Source organism: Cytobacillus sp. FSL M8-0252 (assembly GCF_038007345.1).
GTDB lineage: Bacteria > Bacillota > Bacilli > Bacillales > Cytobacillaceae > Cytobacillus > Cytobacillus kochii.
Map to the genome: position 1 here is coordinate 222,043 of NZ_JBBOWZ010000001.1, position 17,034 is coordinate 239,076.

Consider the following 17,034-nt stretch of genomic DNA (forward strand, 5'->3'; position numbering starts at 1 on the left):
CCGGTTGAAAAGCACAACCGTAATCATGTCTTTAAATCATTAGGGTAACCTAATGGACAAAGAGAGATGAATGCCATAAATATAGAACGTAAAGGCATCTATGTCATGCCTTGCTTTCACATTGAAATAATACGGAGATAAGGGGCAAGTACGCCCTTAAAGGCTTCTTGCCCCTTCTACATTAGGAGGAAGAAGTATGTGCGGTATTGTTGGATATATTGGTAACCAAGATTCAAAGGAAATTTTATTAAAAGGCTTAGAAAAGCTAGAATATAGAGGCTATGATTCTGCAGGTATTGCGGTAGTCAATGAAGCTGGCGTGCAAGTTTTTAAAGAAAAAGGCAGAATTGCTGACCTTCGTGCGATTGTAGACGAAAAGGTTTTAGCGTATACAGGAATCGGTCATACACGTTGGGCAACACATGGTGTACCAAGTCAAGAAAATGCACACCCTCATCAAAGTAATTCAGGTCGTTACACACTTGTTCATAACGGTGTGATTGAAAACTATGAACAGATGAAACGTGAATTCTTACAAGGTGTGGAGCTGAAAAGTGAAACAGACACCGAAGTTATCGTACAAATGATTGATCAATTTGCTAAAGAGCTTAGCACTGAAGAAGCTTTTCGCAAAACTTTGCAACAGCTTAAAGGCTCTTACGCTCTTGCGCTTGTAGATAATGAAGACAAGAGTACAATCTATGTCGCGAAGAACAAAAGTCCATTATTAGTTGGTTTAGGAGAAGCATTCAATGTCGTGGCTTCTGATGCGATGGCAATGATTCAAATCACAGATCAATATGTAGAACTCATGGATAAAGAAATGGTAATGGTGACAAAAGATGGTGTAACAATTAAAAACCTTAAAGGGGAAACAATTGAACGTTCACCTTATACAGCAGAACTTGATGCAAGCGATATTGAAAAAGGAACATACCCTCACTACATGCTAAAAGAAATCGATGAGCAACCACTTGTTCTTCGTAAGATCATTCAGAAATATCAGAATGACCAAGGAGAGCTAGCGATTGATGGAGAGATTCTGGATGCAATGAATAGTGCGGATCGTATCTACATTATCGCTGCCGGTACGTCTTACCATGCTGGATTAGTCGGTAAGCAATATATTGAAAAAGTAGCGAAAGTCCCTGTTGAAGTGCATATCTCAAGTGAATTTGTTTATAACACACCGTTGCTATCAGAAAAACCGTTATTCATCTTTATTTCACAAAGTGGTGAAACAGCTGATAGCCGTGCAGTATTAGTTAGTGTGAAAGAAATGGGACACCCAGCATTAACGATTACAAATGTCCCTGGCTCAACCTTATCCCGTGAAGCAGACTACACGCTCTTGTTACATGCTGGACCAGAAATTGCTGTCGCTTCTACAAAGGCATACACTGCCCAAGTAGCGGTATTAGCAATCTTAGCAGAGGTCACAGCGATTGCTAAAGGACGTGAATTAGAATTTAACCTTGTACAAGAATTAGGTATTGTTGCAAATGCGATGGAAACACTATGTGATTCAAAAGAAACTTTCGAAGACATCTCACGTAGCTTCCTATCAACAACAAGAAATGCCTTCTTCATCGGTCGAAGTATTGACTACTACGTAGGACTTGAAGGCGCATTAAAACTAAAAGAAATCTCTTATATCCAAGCAGAAGGTTTTGCTGGAGGAGAACTCAAACATGGTACAATTGCTCTGATTGAAGACGGTACACCAATCATCGCCCTGGCAACACAAGAAGGCGTTAACCTAAGCATCCGCGGCAACGTTAAAGAAGTCGTCGCACGTGGAGCTAACCCATGCATCATCTCAATGAAAGGCCTAGACCAAGACGGTGACACATTCGTCCTACCAGAAGTACACGAAATGCTCTCACCACTTGTTTCGGTTATTCCATTGCAGTTGATTTCTTATTACGCTGCTCTGCACCGTGACTGTGATGTAGATAAACCAAGGAACTTGGCTAAGTCGGTTACTGTTGAATAAGGGGATTTTGTTGGATTTTAGAATTTATGTAGCTGTCTTATTCTTCTTCTCCATGCTAAAAAGTCGGTAGCTACTGTTAAATAGTTGGTATCTAGAGCGGAAGGAAGAGTGAGGAAAAAAGAGCAGGCGAACAATATGTACTCAATCATTTTTCAATCGTAAAATCAATTATATTTCAGGCTGGATCCAATAGTGGTCCAGTCTTTTTGTTTTGTCCAATATCTCCTCAATCCCTTGTCCAGTAGGGGTTCAATCATCCTTGCTCATTCTTTTCTCTCTTCTAATATGTTGTTTTCCTCACTGCATAAACCCGTAGGGTTTCAGTTCTTTTTCGTGTATTTCTCAACGTGTTTTTTCAATCTTTTCTCTTGATTCTTCCCTCCATTATGGAAGAACTTTTTAACATTGTCTGAATATTCGATACGACCCAGAACGGAAAAAAGAGGGCGAAAATGGGGGTTTTGGGGAAGAACAATAAAGCAGAAGAAAGAGTGGGGGAGAGAAGAGGAAAGAGGGATGGGACTTAGAGCCGCAAGGATTTGAGGGGAGTGAGAGGGAGAGGAGGGGCGGGGAAGGACAAAAAGACAGGGGAATATAGTAGAAAGAAGAAAAAGGAGAGAAAAGAAAGAGTTCATTTTTATCACCTAAGTTTCTGAAAAAAAATTCCACTTTTCCTGTGCCAAAAGAAAAATAACGTTTCTAAAAATTATGTTTCTAATCCGAAGGTTCTTTCCTGTTTTGTCTTGTCAGCCTTCGTGATAAAATTGCAGAGTATGAAAGAAAAACTCCAGAACAAATGACTAAAAAGGCGTTGTCTAGTTATACAAGTTCTGAATCTTTGAATTATGAAACGAATACCATAAATATTAAAACGTCGCTAATATGAGAGAGGGTTAATAGCATGGCTAATAATGGAGAGTCTACAAATGTCGAATTGATTATAGCAAACGCATTAAAGATGCCAGGTGTTAAAGTAAATAGAAAAGAATTTTTGGTAAAAACATTCGGTGATAAATTAAGCTCGGATATGATCCCTATCTTGATTGATAAAGGACCACAAGAAGTAGGAATCGCTGCTGACAAAATTAACAGAATGGCAAAATCCCTCGTAAATAAAAGAACGTTACAAAGTTCTGGTACATCGTTTGCGGCTGGTCTACCTGGTGGGTGGGCTATGGCTGCCACAATTCCTGCTGACACTCTTCAGTTTTTCGGAGTAGCTTTACGTTTATCACAAGAACTAGCTTATATGTTTGGATACAGGGACTTTTGGGATGATGATGAACTAGACTTGGAGCGAGTGAGAAGTGAATTAATTCTATTCCTTGGTGTTATGTTTGGTGTAGGGGGTGCTGCTTCGACCTTAAAAGTGATTTCTTCCAAAATGGCACAACAGGCATTAAAAAGGCTACCTCAAAAGGCATTAACTAAAACATTCTACTATCCTATTGTTAAGAAAATTGCAGCTCTTATTGGAGTTAAGATGACAAAAGATACATTTGCAAAAGGGGTTTCTAAAGTAATTCCTGTTATTGGAGGAGTAGTTTCTGGTGGTCTAACTTATTCATCTATGACTAAAATGGGAAACCGTTTAAGAAATACAATGTATGATTCTTTAAACTACTCAACAAAAGAATTTCAAAAGGACATGGATGAAATCAAGAGAGAAATGCCAGACATCATTGACATAGAATTTGAAGAGATAGATGAGCAGATTATAGACCATTCAGATAAAGATAACGATCAAGATAAAGATCAACACGAATAACATCAACTATCTAAGTATCCCAATAAAAAGTTTCGGTTCCTCAGATATAATAATCGGTCTCTAAATAAAATTATGTTCCCAATCCGAAGGTTTTTTCCGGTATTTTTCCCGGCAGTCCTTCGGTTTTTTTATGCGATATTCTGTGTGTATCCAATCGTAACCCAATCCCACTTTTCAATCAAATTCAATCCATATCCAGTCGCCTTTTAAATTCTTTATTCCTCCAATCCTTTGTCCAGTAAGGGTTCAGTCTGACTCCAGTTCTTTTTCAGTTGGTTTCCTCACGCTATTGAATCAGTATTCTTTCCAGTGCTTTCCCTCAAATCTTAGTCAATAAAACTCTTGCCATTTCCTATAGTCAAAATTATTAGTATTGCCATAGGATAAAAATTCTATTCAGTATATAGGTATAAAAATTATTTGAATTGTCCAATTTGATAACAGGGTTTCATTGCAATTTTAGTAATCATTCCAAGTTGTACTTTTTTAGGAAAGTAATGGAGGGAGTAAATAAGATGAGGAAGAATCTTAATGAGTTATTGGATGAAACAACAAAGAAATTATTAATTGGGGAGGGGATGTTTTTAGCTGGTTTTTCTTTGAGGGCAATTGAGAGACATTTGAAGATAAACAGAAAAGTGCTCGCTAGTTATCTAAAAAAAGAAGGGTATGGTATAGAAGCTAAAACAGGAAATTCCGGTTATGATAAGTATGAAAAGTATGAAAAAGCAGTCCCTGAGTTTCTTGAAGGAAAAAGTATTCGGGAATTAGCTAAGAAGTATGGATTTAGTAGACAGGGGTTTTCTCTGCATTTAAAAGATCAAGGAATACAAGTAAATGCTACCAAGCCATCAAATGGCTCTGAAGAAACATCAAGAAAAATCAAGCAGGCGAAGGAATTATACAACGAAGGTAAAAGTATACAGGAAATAAAAAAAGAGGTAAAGCTGGATGGAGCAATCTTGGCACATGAATTTAAAAAAATGGGGATTGATACAATTGAAGAAGCTAGAAAGTATAAGGTAAATGAAGATATTTTTAAAACCATAGATACGGGAGAAAAGGCATATTGGCTTGGGTTTTTATATGCAGATGGATCTGTAACATTTGAGAATGGAAGATATGTACTAGAACTTGGGTTAAAAGCCGAAGATGTCAACCATCTTGAGAAGTTTAAAAGATTTATTGATACAGATGCCAAAATTGATGATAAATTAGTAAAGTTAAAAGGAAAAAAGTATATGGCAAAGAGAATTGCTATTCATAATAAAAAGTTTGTGCAAAATTTAATTAAAAATGGCTGTACACCTAGAAAGTCTCTTAATCTTTCCTTTCCAGACGAAACCATTCTACCAAAAGAATTTGTAAATGATTTTATAAGGGGATATTTAGATGGAGATGGTAACATCAAGAAGTTTGATAGAAATACATACAATCCTCAAGTATATGTTTCATTTACTGGTACGGAAGAATTCCTAACAAGTTTATGTAAATGGTTAGATGTTAATCCAAATAAATTCGATAATGAAGGAAATGCCTTTCGCCAAAGATTCGGAGGTAATAATAAGGCATTTAATATCTTGTATTGTCTTTATGATAGGGGTACTGTTTTCCTCGATAGAAAAAAAGAAATATTTGATGAGTGGAACAAATATTTAAGTCAAAGGAAGTCTCTTTTCAAATGATGATAAAACACTCATTTATCTTTGAACACAACAAACAACTCACAACTCTTTCATTACTTACGTATATTGAATTTTTGTGTTACCATACATTCAATAAAGTTGAAGGAAGGGATCGCAATGAGTAAATCCGACTATTACCCTCTTAGTCAACACTTAAACATGCTGGTGGAAAAAGGTGTTACACAGACAACATTCACTTTTAGGGAGATTGAACATATATTAAAAAGGGATTTACCACCAACTGCTAGAAAGAATCCAACATGGTGGTCAAATTCACGTACGGAAAAATATAGACAGTGTGCTTCTTGGCTTGATTATGGTTGGGAGAAAAAGAAAGTGGATTTAAAAGGTGAAAAGATAGAGTTCCAATATATGGCTAAATAAAAAATTACAGAATTAACCGGTTCTTCAATATTCTCCAACCCTTGTTTCAAGGGGATAGTAAGATTTAAAAGGTTCTATTCTATATAGTGAGGAAACAAACTAAATAGAGAAATGGCAATTCATATTTTTCTAAGAAAAATGTGTTAACACTCAACAATTATTTAAAAGTAAAATTAATTAGGCAATGATAACATTTACTTTCTATGAACCTTTGTTATATCAATGTTTATTTTAGGAAGTGTTAACACTTTTTTATCCTCTGAAAAGTGTTGAGTATGCTGTAGCATCGCAAAGCCAATCAGTATTTAGCTCTGGGTGGCTTACTTAGTAATAATGGAAAATAGGATGAATTGAACTTCCTCTGGACTAACAATTTATTTAATCCTCAATTTCTACTTACCAATCCTCAATATAGTCCGAACCAAGTAGTTTTTTAATTTCTTCCTCTGTTGCATCTGATTCTCTTTTAGATTTAAGGTAATCAAACTCCTCTTTTGGTACTAAGTATTCTCCTTCCATTTGCTTTCCAGAAAGGTACCCTTGTTTAATCCAACTTATCACTTTTTCTAATGTAACCTTATAATAATCAGCCACTATTTTTGCATGAATAAAAGGTATAACAGTTTCATCCCTTCCTCCATAATTTTTTCTATCAATATGCATTAGGAATTTCTCCGCTTTTTCATCCTGTTTTTTTGTGGTGATGAAATTATATTCCGGAATCAGCCAATCACCATTTTCAGTTTGATAAGCATCCTGGAACATTCCTTTTTCACACATGTTTTGTACTGTTTGACTATCTAACCCTAGTTTCTTGCATACTTCAGTAAATGAATACATATTTTCACCTTTTTTCTTAGTAATGTAAAGTTTATCCAAATACTTACCTTGATTATCGCATTAATCTTATTTATAATACAATTTAATAAAATGAAAAGCAGGGAAAACTATGATTGAAAAAACTTCGTTTAAAATAAAATTCAATATATTAAATGGCTCGTATTCCAGTTAAGGGGGAATACGGGCTTTTTTATTTTCCTTTGACTTTAGTCATTGGTAAAGAGTTGGAAGAGATTCACCTATGAGGAGGATGAAGAATGGGAATTTATATTGGCCTGGACATAATCCCGAATCATATTAACCAGGAAGATTGGCAAAAGGTTTTTGAAGAGACGTTACAGTTGATACAAGCGTACCCATTTGCAACGTTAAACGTGGATAGTGTTAATGGATTTATGCGATTCGTATTAGACCGAACAGAACGACAAAATGTCGAAGGCTATGGTTCCGAGGCAGAATATTGGAAAATAAATGGAGACTTAGAAAGCAAAGAAACTGGAGAGAGTTTTACCTTGTTTTCTAGTTTAGATAGATATAGTAGATTGAAAGAAGAAAGAGCGAAAGAAGATATTTTATTAAACTTTTTAAATAAGAACGAGCGAGGAGCAAGAGAAGTTTTTTATTCAAAAACCCAAGGTAAGGATTATCATATTTATCTCCTTGCCATCGCTGCGTTAATCGAAAGTAGGTTTCCGAAGTTTGCATGTGTCTATGGTGATATTTCCAAAGACCAGGCACAAAATGCAGTAAATTGGGCTAATTCTATTTTAGAAAAGCCAATAGATTTACCTGTCCGAGTTAACCCTTCCAAGCTCTTAGAGCGTTTGGAGGTAATTGGTATAGAAGAAAAGCAGCTTGAGGCTTTATACGACCTTTCCATTGGTGCTAGTGAGGAAGTGGATGGCCTTGTTGGAAAACATTTTAACATGAATACGATACGAAATTATTTCTCTAAAGAACTTCAAGATTTCAAAAGTCCTGTACAACTAGGAGCTGAGCTTGTCATTATAAGATTTCTAAACGCTGGTCTCCCATTAGAAATACTAACTGACATATGTTGTTTTGATAACAATGGTCCGAAGTTTGAACCTATTGAGTTTACAAAGGCAATTTGCTCAACATGGGTAATGATTGAACCAGATACAAGAGCAAATATAGGAATTGCAAATGAAGTACCTGAGACAGTCGAGTCACAATTCGGAAACATGTTTTTAGACATGGGATATATGGGAAGACGGACAAGGAGATATGTTCCAAAAGAAAAGGTAATAAGTGTTCTTAAAGGGAAATTGGGCGACAATAACCAGTTTGTCCAGACAATAGAAGCGAAATATCAAGATATTGTAAAAATGCTAAAGGAAAAAGGAAGGAAACTGAAGGAAATAGAAGACGATTCCTATGTTAAGTTGGAGCGGGATGTTATCTATGCCTTTGATGAGTTGTTGTATTGGAATGATCAGTACGAGATAAGCGAAAGTATCATGAACATTATCACGACCGTAAAAGAAGCTGTTGAAGATAGTCTTAGTAAGAGGAGCGATTTAATGCAGTTAATTGGGGAGGTAGAAGAACAAGGCCAATTAATCAAAGTGTTGAGTCAAATAATCCAAGAACATCAAAATCTAGTATTAACAAGAGCATCATGGGATTGGATTGAAAATGAAGCCACTAATGTCATAAAACAAATGGTGGTTATGCTTTTGACTTTTGAGAATTACAGTGAGCTGCGGAAACTCTTTAGAGCATATTTCGAAAATAAAGGTTTGTTTAATAAATATATGAAATGAAGTAACGAAGATGTAGGTACTTAACCAAGGAATTAATGAAATTTATATAAAGGGGAGGAGTTATTGTGTGGTTATTAATTGTTTCCACTGTTGCTATTCTGATTATTATTTTATTAGGTGCAGTTGCTACAACGATTATTTGGAAGTCGAGAAGGAGGAAGTAAAGTTTAAGTAGGAGTGATAGATAGTGAAAATATACGGAGGAAGAGCTGGATATAATTCTGTTAGTTTTACTGGGGATAAGTATCAGGCTTTATCCCGACTCAAGGATAGGAAAATCACAACAGAAACGAGACTGAAAAAGGGAGATAAGAAAATAACGATTATTTTTTCTAAGGTCCCCTTCGTTCGCTCTTTTTCAATGGTATTTGAACTAATAATTGAAAATTGGAGACGGTTTTTATTTGCGGCAATAGTCTCGTTATTAATAGAGCTTATATTCATTGGAAAATCAAATTTTCATTTATTATATACTATCCCAATTAACACCTTAGAGATGTTGTTTTTCTTTCTAGTTATAGCTGGCCTAGTGATAAAAATAAGCCCGATAGGTAAGTACCATGCGGCTGAACACATGATTGCAAATGCTTATGAGAGTAATCAGAATTTGACGTTAGAAAGAGTAAAAAAGCAACCAAGGACACATAGAGACTGTGGGACAAATTTAGCGGTTTCTATTTTCATCTGTTTTTTTATACTATCTATGGTATTTGGTGATGGAGTTTGGGTGTTTCTAGTCTCTTGGAGTATTGGATATGAGTTATGGAAGACTGAACCAAAAGTAATTTGGAGTTCTGTATTGATGATTGGCAAGGTTGTACAATATATTCTTTTTACTGCAAAGCCTGAAGATAAACATTTAAAGGTGGCAATAGAGGCAATGACAAGATTACAAGAGAAAGAATTAGCAAATGAAAATTAAATTCTTAAACAAGGGAAAACATTTTAGGGTAAATCAGTGGAAAAAGAGCCTAACAATTAGAATAGGGGGGAATAAAGGGATGAATGAAGAGAAGAGAGACCCTGGGAGAATAAAAAGGCTTTTGTATTTGCTTCAAGAAATATGGGAGTCAAACCCGGACATGCGTTTCTTTCAGTTAATAGATTTACTAAAACATGAATACTCATCCGAAAATGATGGATTTGGCAAGAGAGAAGGTTTTGAAATAGATTCGAAGGGATATAAAATGCCGATTTCTAATATAGACTTATTTTACCTTGAAGATAAAGAATTTGAAGAATTTCTACAGGCTTATATTAATCAATTTGGAAATAGGGAGTAAAGCTAAATGAACAATGAAAAGGACCGTGAAGGACCTCCTCTTTTGTATATATACTCTCAAAACGAGCCTCACCAAGATGTCTTAATTGTATCGAATAAAGCTGCTTTATTACGATTGAAGGAAAGCATTGAGCATGCACTAAAAAGTGGAGAAGGAGATTGCACGGGTGTTTTCTCTGACTTTGAGACATATGGTATTAAGATAATCCTAAATGATGAGCAATATGATTCAGAGTTCTGGCAAAGGTTACAATTGCCCTTTTTTGAGGTCGATGATAGTCATGGGGGAGAAGTATTATCAGTTGAAGACATGATCGGTTTCGGTTTAAAAAGTTCCGAGGATATAAGAAAGGCCCAACCGGAAATGAATGAGTATAGGAAATATAATAAAGAGATGACTGAAAAGATGAAGCGAATTGCAAAAAGGAACACGCCTAGGGATTCCCAATTGGACTATATAAAGATACTAAATTCAAATAATTTTAAGAAACTAGATGAATACTTGAATAATCATGAAGTTAATGAAAAAGTAAATGGCGAAAGCCTAATTTACTGGGCGGTGTTTAATAACAAGCTACCTTTTGTAAAAAGATTACTTGAATTGGGAGCTGATCCTAATCAATTGGATACTCTTGGCAGATCACTGCTAGAAATCGCTTCCTATTTTGGATACTTTGAGGTTTGTAAGGCTGTCCTTGAAAAGGGGGCAAACGTTAATGAGAATTGCCTGCAACGGAGTCGATATAGTTGGAACAGTCAATCACAGAATGAAATCATCGAATTGTTAAATGAATGGAATGGAAATAAAAAAACTATATAACAGTCCCCCTAGAAATCATAATCTAGGGGTCTTGTCCTTATTTCTCTCACAAAATTCATAAATGCACTGTGATAAGACATCACGTAATCTTAAATGGCCGAACTTTTTCGAGCACAAATCAGAGAATTCACTGTATACCTTGGAATTAATTTGCACTGTCTTTGTTACAGTTTCGATATTTGCGTCATAGACGATTGGATTCAAGACCAACTGACTAGAATGTACCTCCAATAGAACTTTGAGTTCATCAAAGTGATCTTTGATAAACTGAACAACATCATTTGCATCTCCACTTTTGTTTATATATTTCTCAACCTCCTTATACTCTTCTATAGAGAATGTCTTCTCATATTGCTTCCTTGACTGGTTAAATGAATACCCACCTTTTCGCATCTCTTTGCAAAAGGAGCTATAGTTCAATTGAAGTTTCTCCGCCACTTTTCTAAGGGGTTCCTCTTTTTCCTTTGCTAACAAACTATTCACATATTCTGCACGTTCAATTAGGTCCATCTTTTGAAATTCCTCTTGCTGCATTACACATCACTCTCCTGTTTTTCTAGTAGTTTGTAATTCCTTTTATACTATTGATCTGATGAATATTTAATAACTTATTATGGTTCGATTAGGGAGTTATATTTCGCCATTATCTTCAGTAGTATACAGGGCAGCAACAAAAATGGGACTGGTGATTGCCAGTAAGATAGACTGGAGGATATGTGGTATGAATAATGATGAAGCAATAGAGATGGCATTAAATGACTTTGGGGCATATGTTAGAAGATCACGGCAACAGTACGGCATGAGTTTGAAGGATTTGGCAGACAAAACCGATTTATCCGAAGCCTTCATTTATAGAATAGAGGTAGGTCAAAGAAACGCTCTTTTAAATACAAGGTTAGTCTTACTTCTTTGTGGTTTCAATTGGGACAATTATAGCCTTATGGCATATTTGGAAAGAATTATAAAGGACATTAAGGAGTTTAAAAGGATAAAAAATTAGAAGAAATGCTGTTGAATAACAGGGAATATACCAGTTATTCAATGGCGTTTTTTTAATTCAAAATGTCATTGGAACTCGATTGGGGACGTTTCGGGTACACTATAAAATGATCATGGAAGTTATGATTGATATAATGTACTCAATCAGGCTCCAATAAAGACTTTATAAGCAAATACACAAACTGTGGGTTTGAATAAATTCATTAAGAACAACAATCAGTTAAGTTTTAGGGAGACGGACCTTATGGTTGGTCTCTTTTGACGTTATATAATGATAAACCAAACTACAACCGAACTTATTGTATTATGTTTAACACAATAGAACAAAAATTAGCTTACCCTTTACATTGAGTTCCAAATTAAATAAGACTAAAATAAGAGGTAAGTAAGAAAATTGCAAGAGGTGAATCCTGTGGAACTGAAAATGTTTTACCGTACACAGAGAGATTTGGCTGTTGATTTGAACAAGCTAGTCGATTCTTATTGGCAGGAAGAGATAAAAGAGAATGAGCTAATAGATGGGATAAAGAATTTATATGAACATAATCAAGAGAAACTAATTAAGGATAATCAGTTTACAAAAGTAGTCCAGCAGCAATGTGGTAAAAGGCGTTTGGCTGTGGTGGGAAAAGTATTGGAAATAAAATAGGAAAATAGTCTTGTCTGAAAGGTTTGATTGCATGACAATAGAATTAGAATATTCTTCAAGTTTAAATGGAGCATCTTTTTTACTTTTTGAATTAAAACAGGTTATAAAGTTGAAACAACAGGGCTTAGCCAAAGATGAAATAAGAAAAAAAGTAAAGGAAGAAAATCTGTTTCAATTTAATAATCAAGGGAGAATCAATAGAGCACTACCTTCCGTTATGAAAAGGGCAGAAGTTATTGACGAAACTCTGGCGGCTTTAATGCTAGAAGGTTCCATTGAAACGGGAAAGACCCTTAACCTGTATGCCATTATGAAGACTGATTTGCTGTTTTTTGAATTCATGGATGAGGTAATAGGGGAAAAGCTACATAATAATGACTACCTAATAGAAAAGAAGGACATTAATCTCTTCTTCACCTCTAAGGCTGAACAAAGTGAAAAGGTAGCCAGTTGGAGCGATATTAATATTGAAAAGTTACAAAGAGCTTACATGCAAGTGCTGTATGAAAGCAGAATGTTAAGAACCAGAAAAGGTAAAGAGTTAGACAGGCTAATCATTGATGAACAGATAAAGAATCATCTCACTCAAATTGGTGATGCTCGTTATATACGTGCAATGGGTGAATAGGGGGTAAATATGTGGCAAATTTGAATGCAAGACTGGATCAGATAATACCGAAAATTAAAGAGGATAAGTTCATAGAGGGACGTGGCCTTGGCAATGAAATTAGCTTTTACGTATTTGACTACGAGCCGCAAGAAGAACTTGTGGTAAGGGATTATATTAAGCATATTAAGAAAGAATTTGGTTATGAAGGATCGAACCGTAGAATTATTGAGTTTGATTTGTATAAGATGCTGTTAGAAATTACAAAGGATAAAAGGATCTTTGACCGAATCTTTGAAATGGAAGAACGACAAGGGAAAGATCAATTGTTTAAAGCAATGACGACATTTGCTAAGCCAGAAGTGTTTCTAGGAAAGATTAAAGAACAAATGGATGATTATAATGTGGTGTTCCTCACTGGAATAGGTAAGGTTTATCCATTTGTTCGTTCCCACAATATTTTAAATAACTTACAAGAAGTGTTGGACAATGTTCCCGTTATCATGTTTTTCCCTGGAAAATATGATGGGCAATCATTACAATTGTTTGGAAAATTTAAGGATGATAATTATTACCGGGCATTTCGATTAGTCGATTAAAAGGATAGGGGGAATTTAGATGATTATTAAAGATATGTTTCAAAAAGACATTGAACGTGATATTCGTGGAGTCATTAAAGTAGCTCAACAAGATGAAGATAATATTTATCAGGAATTGGACGAGTATGTCGTTACCCGTGAGCTGCAAAAACACCTTTCTAAGTTTTATGAGAACTATCAAAAAGGGATTAATGGAGTAACTGATAAGATGGGGGTTTGGATTTCAGGATTTTTTGGTTCCGGTAAATCACACTTTCTGAAGATACTTGCTTACTTACTTGAAAACAAGAAGGTAAAAGGTAAACAAGCGATTGATTTCTTCCAAGATAAAGTACAAGACCCTCTTGTATATGCGAATATGCAAAGAACGGCTGATGTGGAAACAGAGGTTATTCTGTTCAACATAGATTCGAAAGGTTCACTCGATAACAAATCAAAAGAAGATGCAATTCTCCGTGTCTTCATGAAGGTATTTTATGAGCATCGTGGCTATTACGGAGATATACCCGGTGTGGCCGAAATGGAGAAGTACCTGGATAAACAGGGAGTCTATGAGGCGTTTAAAGCGGAATTTAAGTCATTAGCTGGTGAAGCGTGGGAAGAACGTCGTAATAGTTTTTACTTTGATGCGGACTTTGTTATTGGTGCCCTAACGAAAGTAACCGATATGACGGAAGAATCTGCTCGAAATTGGTTTGAAAATGGTGTAAATAATTTCGAAATCAGTATTGAAAAGTTTGCGAAAGACGTAAATGAGTACATCAATAATAAGGGGAAAAACTTCCACCTTATTTTCCTCGTGGATGAGATCGGCCAATACATTGGTGATAACCGTAGTTTAATGTTGAACTTGCAGACAGTGGCTGAAGATCTTGGAACCCATTGTAAAGGTAAGGTTTGGATTATGGTTACTTCTCAAGAGAGTATTGATAGCATTATCAAAGTTAAAGGGGACGACTTCTCCCGTATTCAAGGGCGATTCGATACAAGACTCTCTCTATCATCCATCTCGGTTGATGAAGTTATCAAAAAGCGTATCCTATTGAAAAAGGACTTTGCTAATGACAAATTGAAGGTTCTTTATCCTGAAAAAAGTGCTATTTTAAAGAACTTAATTAGTTTCCGAGAAAGCACAGCGGATTTACGTGGATTTGACAATGAACAGGAATTTGCAGATGTGTATCCATTCATGCCTTATCAATTTAAGTTGTTACAAAACGTTTTTGAGCAAGTAAGAAAACATGGCTCTTCTGGTAAGCATTTATCTGAAGGGGAACGCTCAATGTTATCAGCATTTAAAGAAGCTGGTCTTCAATATAAGAATGCTGAAGAAGGTACGCTTATACCTTTTTATGCCTTCTATGACACGATAAAGGAATTTTTGAATCCATCCATTTCAAGAGTTATCGAAGGTGCCTATGAAAATCCAGCCCTAAAAGATGATGATTTTAACATTGATCTATTAAAGGTTCTATTCATGATTAAATATGTAAAAGAACTGCCAGCAAATCTTGATAATATTGCTACTCTAATGGTTACACATATTGATGAGGATAAGTTGCAGCTTAAAGAGAAAATTAAGGTTTCCTTGCGTAAGCTAATTTCCCAAACGTTGGTACAGAAAAATGGGGATAATTTTATCTTTTTAACAGATGACGAACAAGACATTAATAGGGAAATCAAGTCCCTAAATATTGATGAGGACATTGTTAAGCGGGAGTTAGCACACTATATTTTCCAAGACCTATATGATGAAAAGCGTTTCCGTTACAACAGTGAATACTCATTTACCTACAATCAGAAAATGGATGAGAAAAACTATGGAAATCAGACATCCAATATAGGTATGCAAATACTCTCTCCATTATCAGATCATTACCAGAAGTCTGAACAAGAATTAATGATGATGACTTCGGGTAACGGGGAAATGATCATCAAACTTGGTGGTAATGAGGCTTATATCGAGGAAATCGGAGAAGCATTGCGTATTGAGGAATTCCGTAAGAAAACGAATATTACGCAACTTCCTGAAAACATCCAAAATATCCTAAATAATAAACAAGCGGAAGTTCGTGAACGTAGAAGAAGGGTTCGTGAGCTTTTGGAGGATGCAATTAAAGATAGTGCATTCTTTATCAATGGGGATAAAGTAGAAATTAAAGGAGCAACTGTTCGTGAGAAGATAAATGCTGCCTTTACGATGTTAGTCGATAATGTTTACACAAAACTTAGTTATGTAAAGGAACACTTAGATAATGAACGTACTTTAATTTCAATCCTTGCTTCAAACGATGAACAATTGTCATTTGAAGAAACTTTGAAAGTAAATCCAAATGACTTGGCAAAGCGGGAAGTGTCTGATTTTATCAGTTTACAAGACGATTTGAAAAAACAGGTGCGTATTAAGATTCTATTTGATCGTTTTGGAGACAAGCCATATGGTTGGAAAATGCTTGATATAGCAGGAATGATTGCACATTTATTAAAAGAACAACGTATCCGGATTCGTTATAATGCAGAATACTTGGAGCCTGAAGACAATGTAAATACTCTTGTAACGATTTTTACAAAGACACAGGAAGCCGACAAAGCCATTGTGTTGAAGAGGGTAAAGGTTGATGAAAAACTAATTAAAACAGCTAAAAGTATTTGTAAGGATGTTTTCAATAAAACAGATTTAGCTGATGATGAAGATGGACTATTGAAGGACATTCGACTACTTGTTGAAAAACAGATAGACGAAATCAAGGGGTACAAAGCCCGTTATGAGGGTAGAAAGTATCCTGGTATGAGCTTACTTGACAAAGGATTAGAATACTTTGAGCAGTTCCATAATGGCTTAGACAATGTATCTTTTTTCAATAAGTTAAAGGAACTAGAAGATGATTTACTTGATTGGGAAGAGGATATTGTCTATGTCAAAAGTTTCTTCGGTACTGATCAGAAGAAAATCTTTGATGATGGATTGGCAGCTATACGAAAATATGATGAAAGTAAATCCTATTTGACGGGTGTAGAGGTAGAAGGAGTTATTAATAAGCTCCAGTCCATTCTTCAGGATCCCATACCTTACAAAAAGATAAAGGACATTCCAGAGCTTATTCATGCAATGGATGAACAAATCAATAATGTTTTAAATGAGAAAAGGGAAAATGCTCATAAAAGGTTAAAAGACGATAGTGATTACTTATCGTTATTGACATCACAATACGGTGTATCCAATGAAACGAAAGAACGAGTAAATCGTTACTATCAAGAACTAAATGCTAATGTAGATACATATACAGATATTTATAAAGTTGATGCAACAGTTTCTCAAAGCACCAGCTTCAAGGAAAAAATGGAAGGGCATATCGAGCGGGAAATTGAGGAATGGAAACGTAAAAAGGAAGAAGAACAAAGAAAACGTCCTGATGGTGAAGTAGTTGATCCTCCTGTATCACCTGTTGAGCCGACCATTCAAAAGCAACCAGTAAAGGTAACAAAGCTGGTTAATGTTAAAACATTAACTACAGAAGATGATGTCGATAAGTACATCAATGCTTTATCCAATAAGTTAAAACAGATTATTAAAGAAAATAAACAAATTGAGTTTGTTGAGTAATCGGGGTGAAATGG

The 17,034-nt window shown here is 35.4% G+C and carries 15 protein-coding genes; 13 read left to right on the top strand and 2 right to left on the bottom strand.

The genetic code is table 11. From position 1 onward, the window contains the following. Positions 1 to 196: 196 nt before the first annotated feature. The 4 genes from glmS to MKX83_RS01225 all read left to right on the top strand — a co-directional run bounded on the left by glmS (position 197) and on the right by MKX83_RS01225 (position 5,833). Positions 197 to 1,996: a glutamine--fructose-6-phosphate transaminase (isomerizing) gene (gene glmS / locus MKX83_RS01210; protein ID WP_341049380.1), complete on the top strand. Its 1,800-nt coding sequence runs from the start codon at positions 197 to 199 to the stop codon at positions 1,994 to 1,996. Positions 1,997 to 2,897: 901 nt separating this feature from the next. Next, the gene (locus MKX83_RS01215) at positions 2,898 to 3,764 is read left to right on the top strand and encodes a bacteriochlorophyll 4-vinyl reductase (protein WP_191813968.1); all 867 of its coding nucleotides are present in this window, start codon (positions 2,898 to 2,900) and stop codon (positions 3,762 to 3,764) included. Positions 3,765 to 4,342: 578 nt separating this feature from the next. Continuing rightward, positions 4,343 to 5,449 (top strand): hypothetical protein, encoded by a 1,107-nt coding sequence (locus MKX83_RS01220; protein WP_341053643.1) that lies wholly within the window; start codon positions 4,343 to 4,345, stop codon positions 5,447 to 5,449. A gap of 117 nt (positions 5,450 to 5,566) precedes the next feature. Beyond that, positions 5,567 to 5,833 carry a DUF7662 domain-containing protein gene (locus MKX83_RS01225; protein ID WP_191813964.1) on the top strand — a complete coding sequence of 89 codons (267 nt, stop codon included), beginning with the start codon at positions 5,567 to 5,569 and terminating at the stop codon, positions 5,831 to 5,833. 396 nt (positions 5,834 to 6,229) lie between these two features. Here MKX83_RS01225 and MKX83_RS01230 read toward each other — a convergent pair whose 3' ends face one another. After that, on the bottom strand, positions 6,230 to 6,673 hold the full coding sequence (locus MKX83_RS01230) for a hypothetical protein (RefSeq protein ID WP_191813962.1): 444 nt from the start codon (positions 6,671 to 6,673) through the stop codon (positions 6,230 to 6,232). 257 nt (positions 6,674 to 6,930) lie between these two features. Between MKX83_RS01230 and MKX83_RS01235 the strand changes: the two genes are divergently transcribed. The 4 genes from MKX83_RS01235 to MKX83_RS01250 all read left to right on the top strand — a co-directional run bounded on the left by MKX83_RS01235 (position 6,931) and on the right by MKX83_RS01250 (position 10,562). Continuing rightward, positions 6,931 to 8,460, top strand: a complete 1,530-nt coding sequence (locus tag MKX83_RS01235) for a hypothetical protein (RefSeq protein WP_191813960.1) — start codon at positions 6,931 to 6,933, stop codon at positions 8,458 to 8,460. Positions 8,461 to 8,647: 187 nt separating this feature from the next. After that, positions 8,648 to 9,382, top strand: a complete 735-nt coding sequence (locus tag MKX83_RS01240; RefSeq protein WP_191813958.1) for a DUF1385 domain-containing protein — start codon at positions 8,648 to 8,650, stop codon at positions 9,380 to 9,382. A gap of 79 nt (positions 9,383 to 9,461) precedes the next feature. Next, positions 9,462 to 9,743 (top strand): hypothetical protein, encoded by a 282-nt coding sequence (locus MKX83_RS01245; RefSeq protein WP_225230577.1) that lies wholly within the window; start codon positions 9,462 to 9,464, stop codon positions 9,741 to 9,743. A gap of 6 nt (positions 9,744 to 9,749) precedes the next feature. Then, positions 9,750 to 10,562: an ankyrin repeat domain-containing protein gene (locus MKX83_RS01250; protein ID WP_341053653.1), complete on the top strand. Its 813-nt coding sequence runs from the start codon at positions 9,750 to 9,752 to the stop codon at positions 10,560 to 10,562. Between the two features lie 15 nt (positions 10,563 to 10,577). On the opposite strand, the gene MKX83_RS01255 is transcribed toward MKX83_RS01250, so the two are convergent. Beyond that, a complete protein-coding gene (locus MKX83_RS01255; protein WP_191813951.1) occupies positions 10,578 to 11,096 on the bottom strand; it encodes a hypothetical protein in 519 nt (172 codons plus the stop codon). A gap of 187 nt (positions 11,097 to 11,283) precedes the next feature. Between MKX83_RS01255 and MKX83_RS01260 the strand changes: the two genes are divergently transcribed. The 5 genes from MKX83_RS01260 (at position 11,284) to brxC (ending at position 17,020) form a co-directional block, all read left to right on the top strand. Next, positions 11,284 to 11,562, top strand: coding sequence for a helix-turn-helix domain-containing protein (locus MKX83_RS01260; protein WP_191813948.1), 279 nt, complete (start codon positions 11,284 to 11,286; stop codon positions 11,560 to 11,562). Between the two features lie 411 nt (positions 11,563 to 11,973). Continuing rightward, positions 11,974 to 12,210, top strand: coding sequence for a TIGR04540 family protein (locus MKX83_RS01265; protein WP_318245473.1), 237 nt, complete (start codon positions 11,974 to 11,976; stop codon positions 12,208 to 12,210). A 31-nt stretch (positions 12,211 to 12,241) separates the two neighbouring features. After that, positions 12,242 to 12,838 (top strand): DUF1819 family protein, encoded by a 597-nt coding sequence (locus tag MKX83_RS01270; protein WP_191813946.1) that lies wholly within the window; start codon positions 12,242 to 12,244, stop codon positions 12,836 to 12,838. Positions 12,839 to 12,849: 11 nt separating this feature from the next. Next, a complete protein-coding gene (locus MKX83_RS01275) occupies positions 12,850 to 13,416 on the top strand; it encodes a DUF1788 domain-containing protein (RefSeq protein WP_191813944.1) in 567 nt (188 codons plus the stop codon). 19 nt (positions 13,417 to 13,435) lie between these two features. Continuing rightward, the gene (gene brxC, locus MKX83_RS01280) at positions 13,436 to 17,020 is read left to right on the top strand and encodes a BREX system P-loop protein BrxC (protein ID WP_191813942.1); all 3,585 of its coding nucleotides are present in this window, start codon (positions 13,436 to 13,438) and stop codon (positions 17,018 to 17,020) included. Positions 17,021 to 17,034: the final 14 nt, after the last annotated feature.

Excerpts from the sequence above, each read along its gene's own strand:
- glmS (WP_341049380.1), top strand. The coding sequence starts at position 197 with ATGTGCGGTATTGTTGGATATATTGGTAACCAAGATTCAAAGGAAATT.
- MKX83_RS01215 (WP_191813968.1), top strand. The coding sequence starts at position 2,898 with ATGGCTAATAATGGAGAGTCTACAAATGTCGAATTGATTATAGCAAAC.
- MKX83_RS01220 (WP_341053643.1), top strand. The coding sequence starts at position 4,343 with ATGTTTTTAGCTGGTTTTTCTTTGAGGGCAATTGAGAGACATTTGAAG.
- MKX83_RS01225 (WP_191813964.1), top strand. The coding sequence starts at position 5,567 with ATGAGTAAATCCGACTATTACCCTCTTAGTCAACACTTAAACATGCTG.
- MKX83_RS01230 (WP_191813962.1), bottom strand. The coding sequence starts at position 6,673 with ATGTATTCATTTACTGAAGTATGCAAGAAACTAGGGTTAGATAGTCAA.
- MKX83_RS01235 (WP_191813960.1), top strand. The coding sequence starts at position 6,931 with ATGGGAATTTATATTGGCCTGGACATAATCCCGAATCATATTAACCAG.
- MKX83_RS01245 (WP_225230577.1), top strand. The coding sequence starts at position 9,462 with ATGAATGAAGAGAAGAGAGACCCTGGGAGAATAAAAAGGCTTTTGTAT.
- MKX83_RS01250 (WP_341053653.1), top strand. The coding sequence starts at position 9,750 with ATGAACAATGAAAAGGACCGTGAAGGACCTCCTCTTTTGTATATATAC.
- MKX83_RS01255 (WP_191813951.1), bottom strand. The coding sequence starts at position 11,096 with ATGCAGCAAGAGGAATTTCAAAAGATGGACCTAATTGAACGTGCAGAA.
- MKX83_RS01260 (WP_191813948.1), top strand. The coding sequence starts at position 11,284 with ATGAATAATGATGAAGCAATAGAGATGGCATTAAATGACTTTGGGGCA.
- MKX83_RS01270 (WP_191813946.1), top strand. The coding sequence starts at position 12,242 with ATGACAATAGAATTAGAATATTCTTCAAGTTTAAATGGAGCATCTTTT.
- brxC (WP_191813942.1), top strand. The coding sequence starts at position 13,436 with ATGATTATTAAAGATATGTTTCAAAAAGACATTGAACGTGATATTCGT.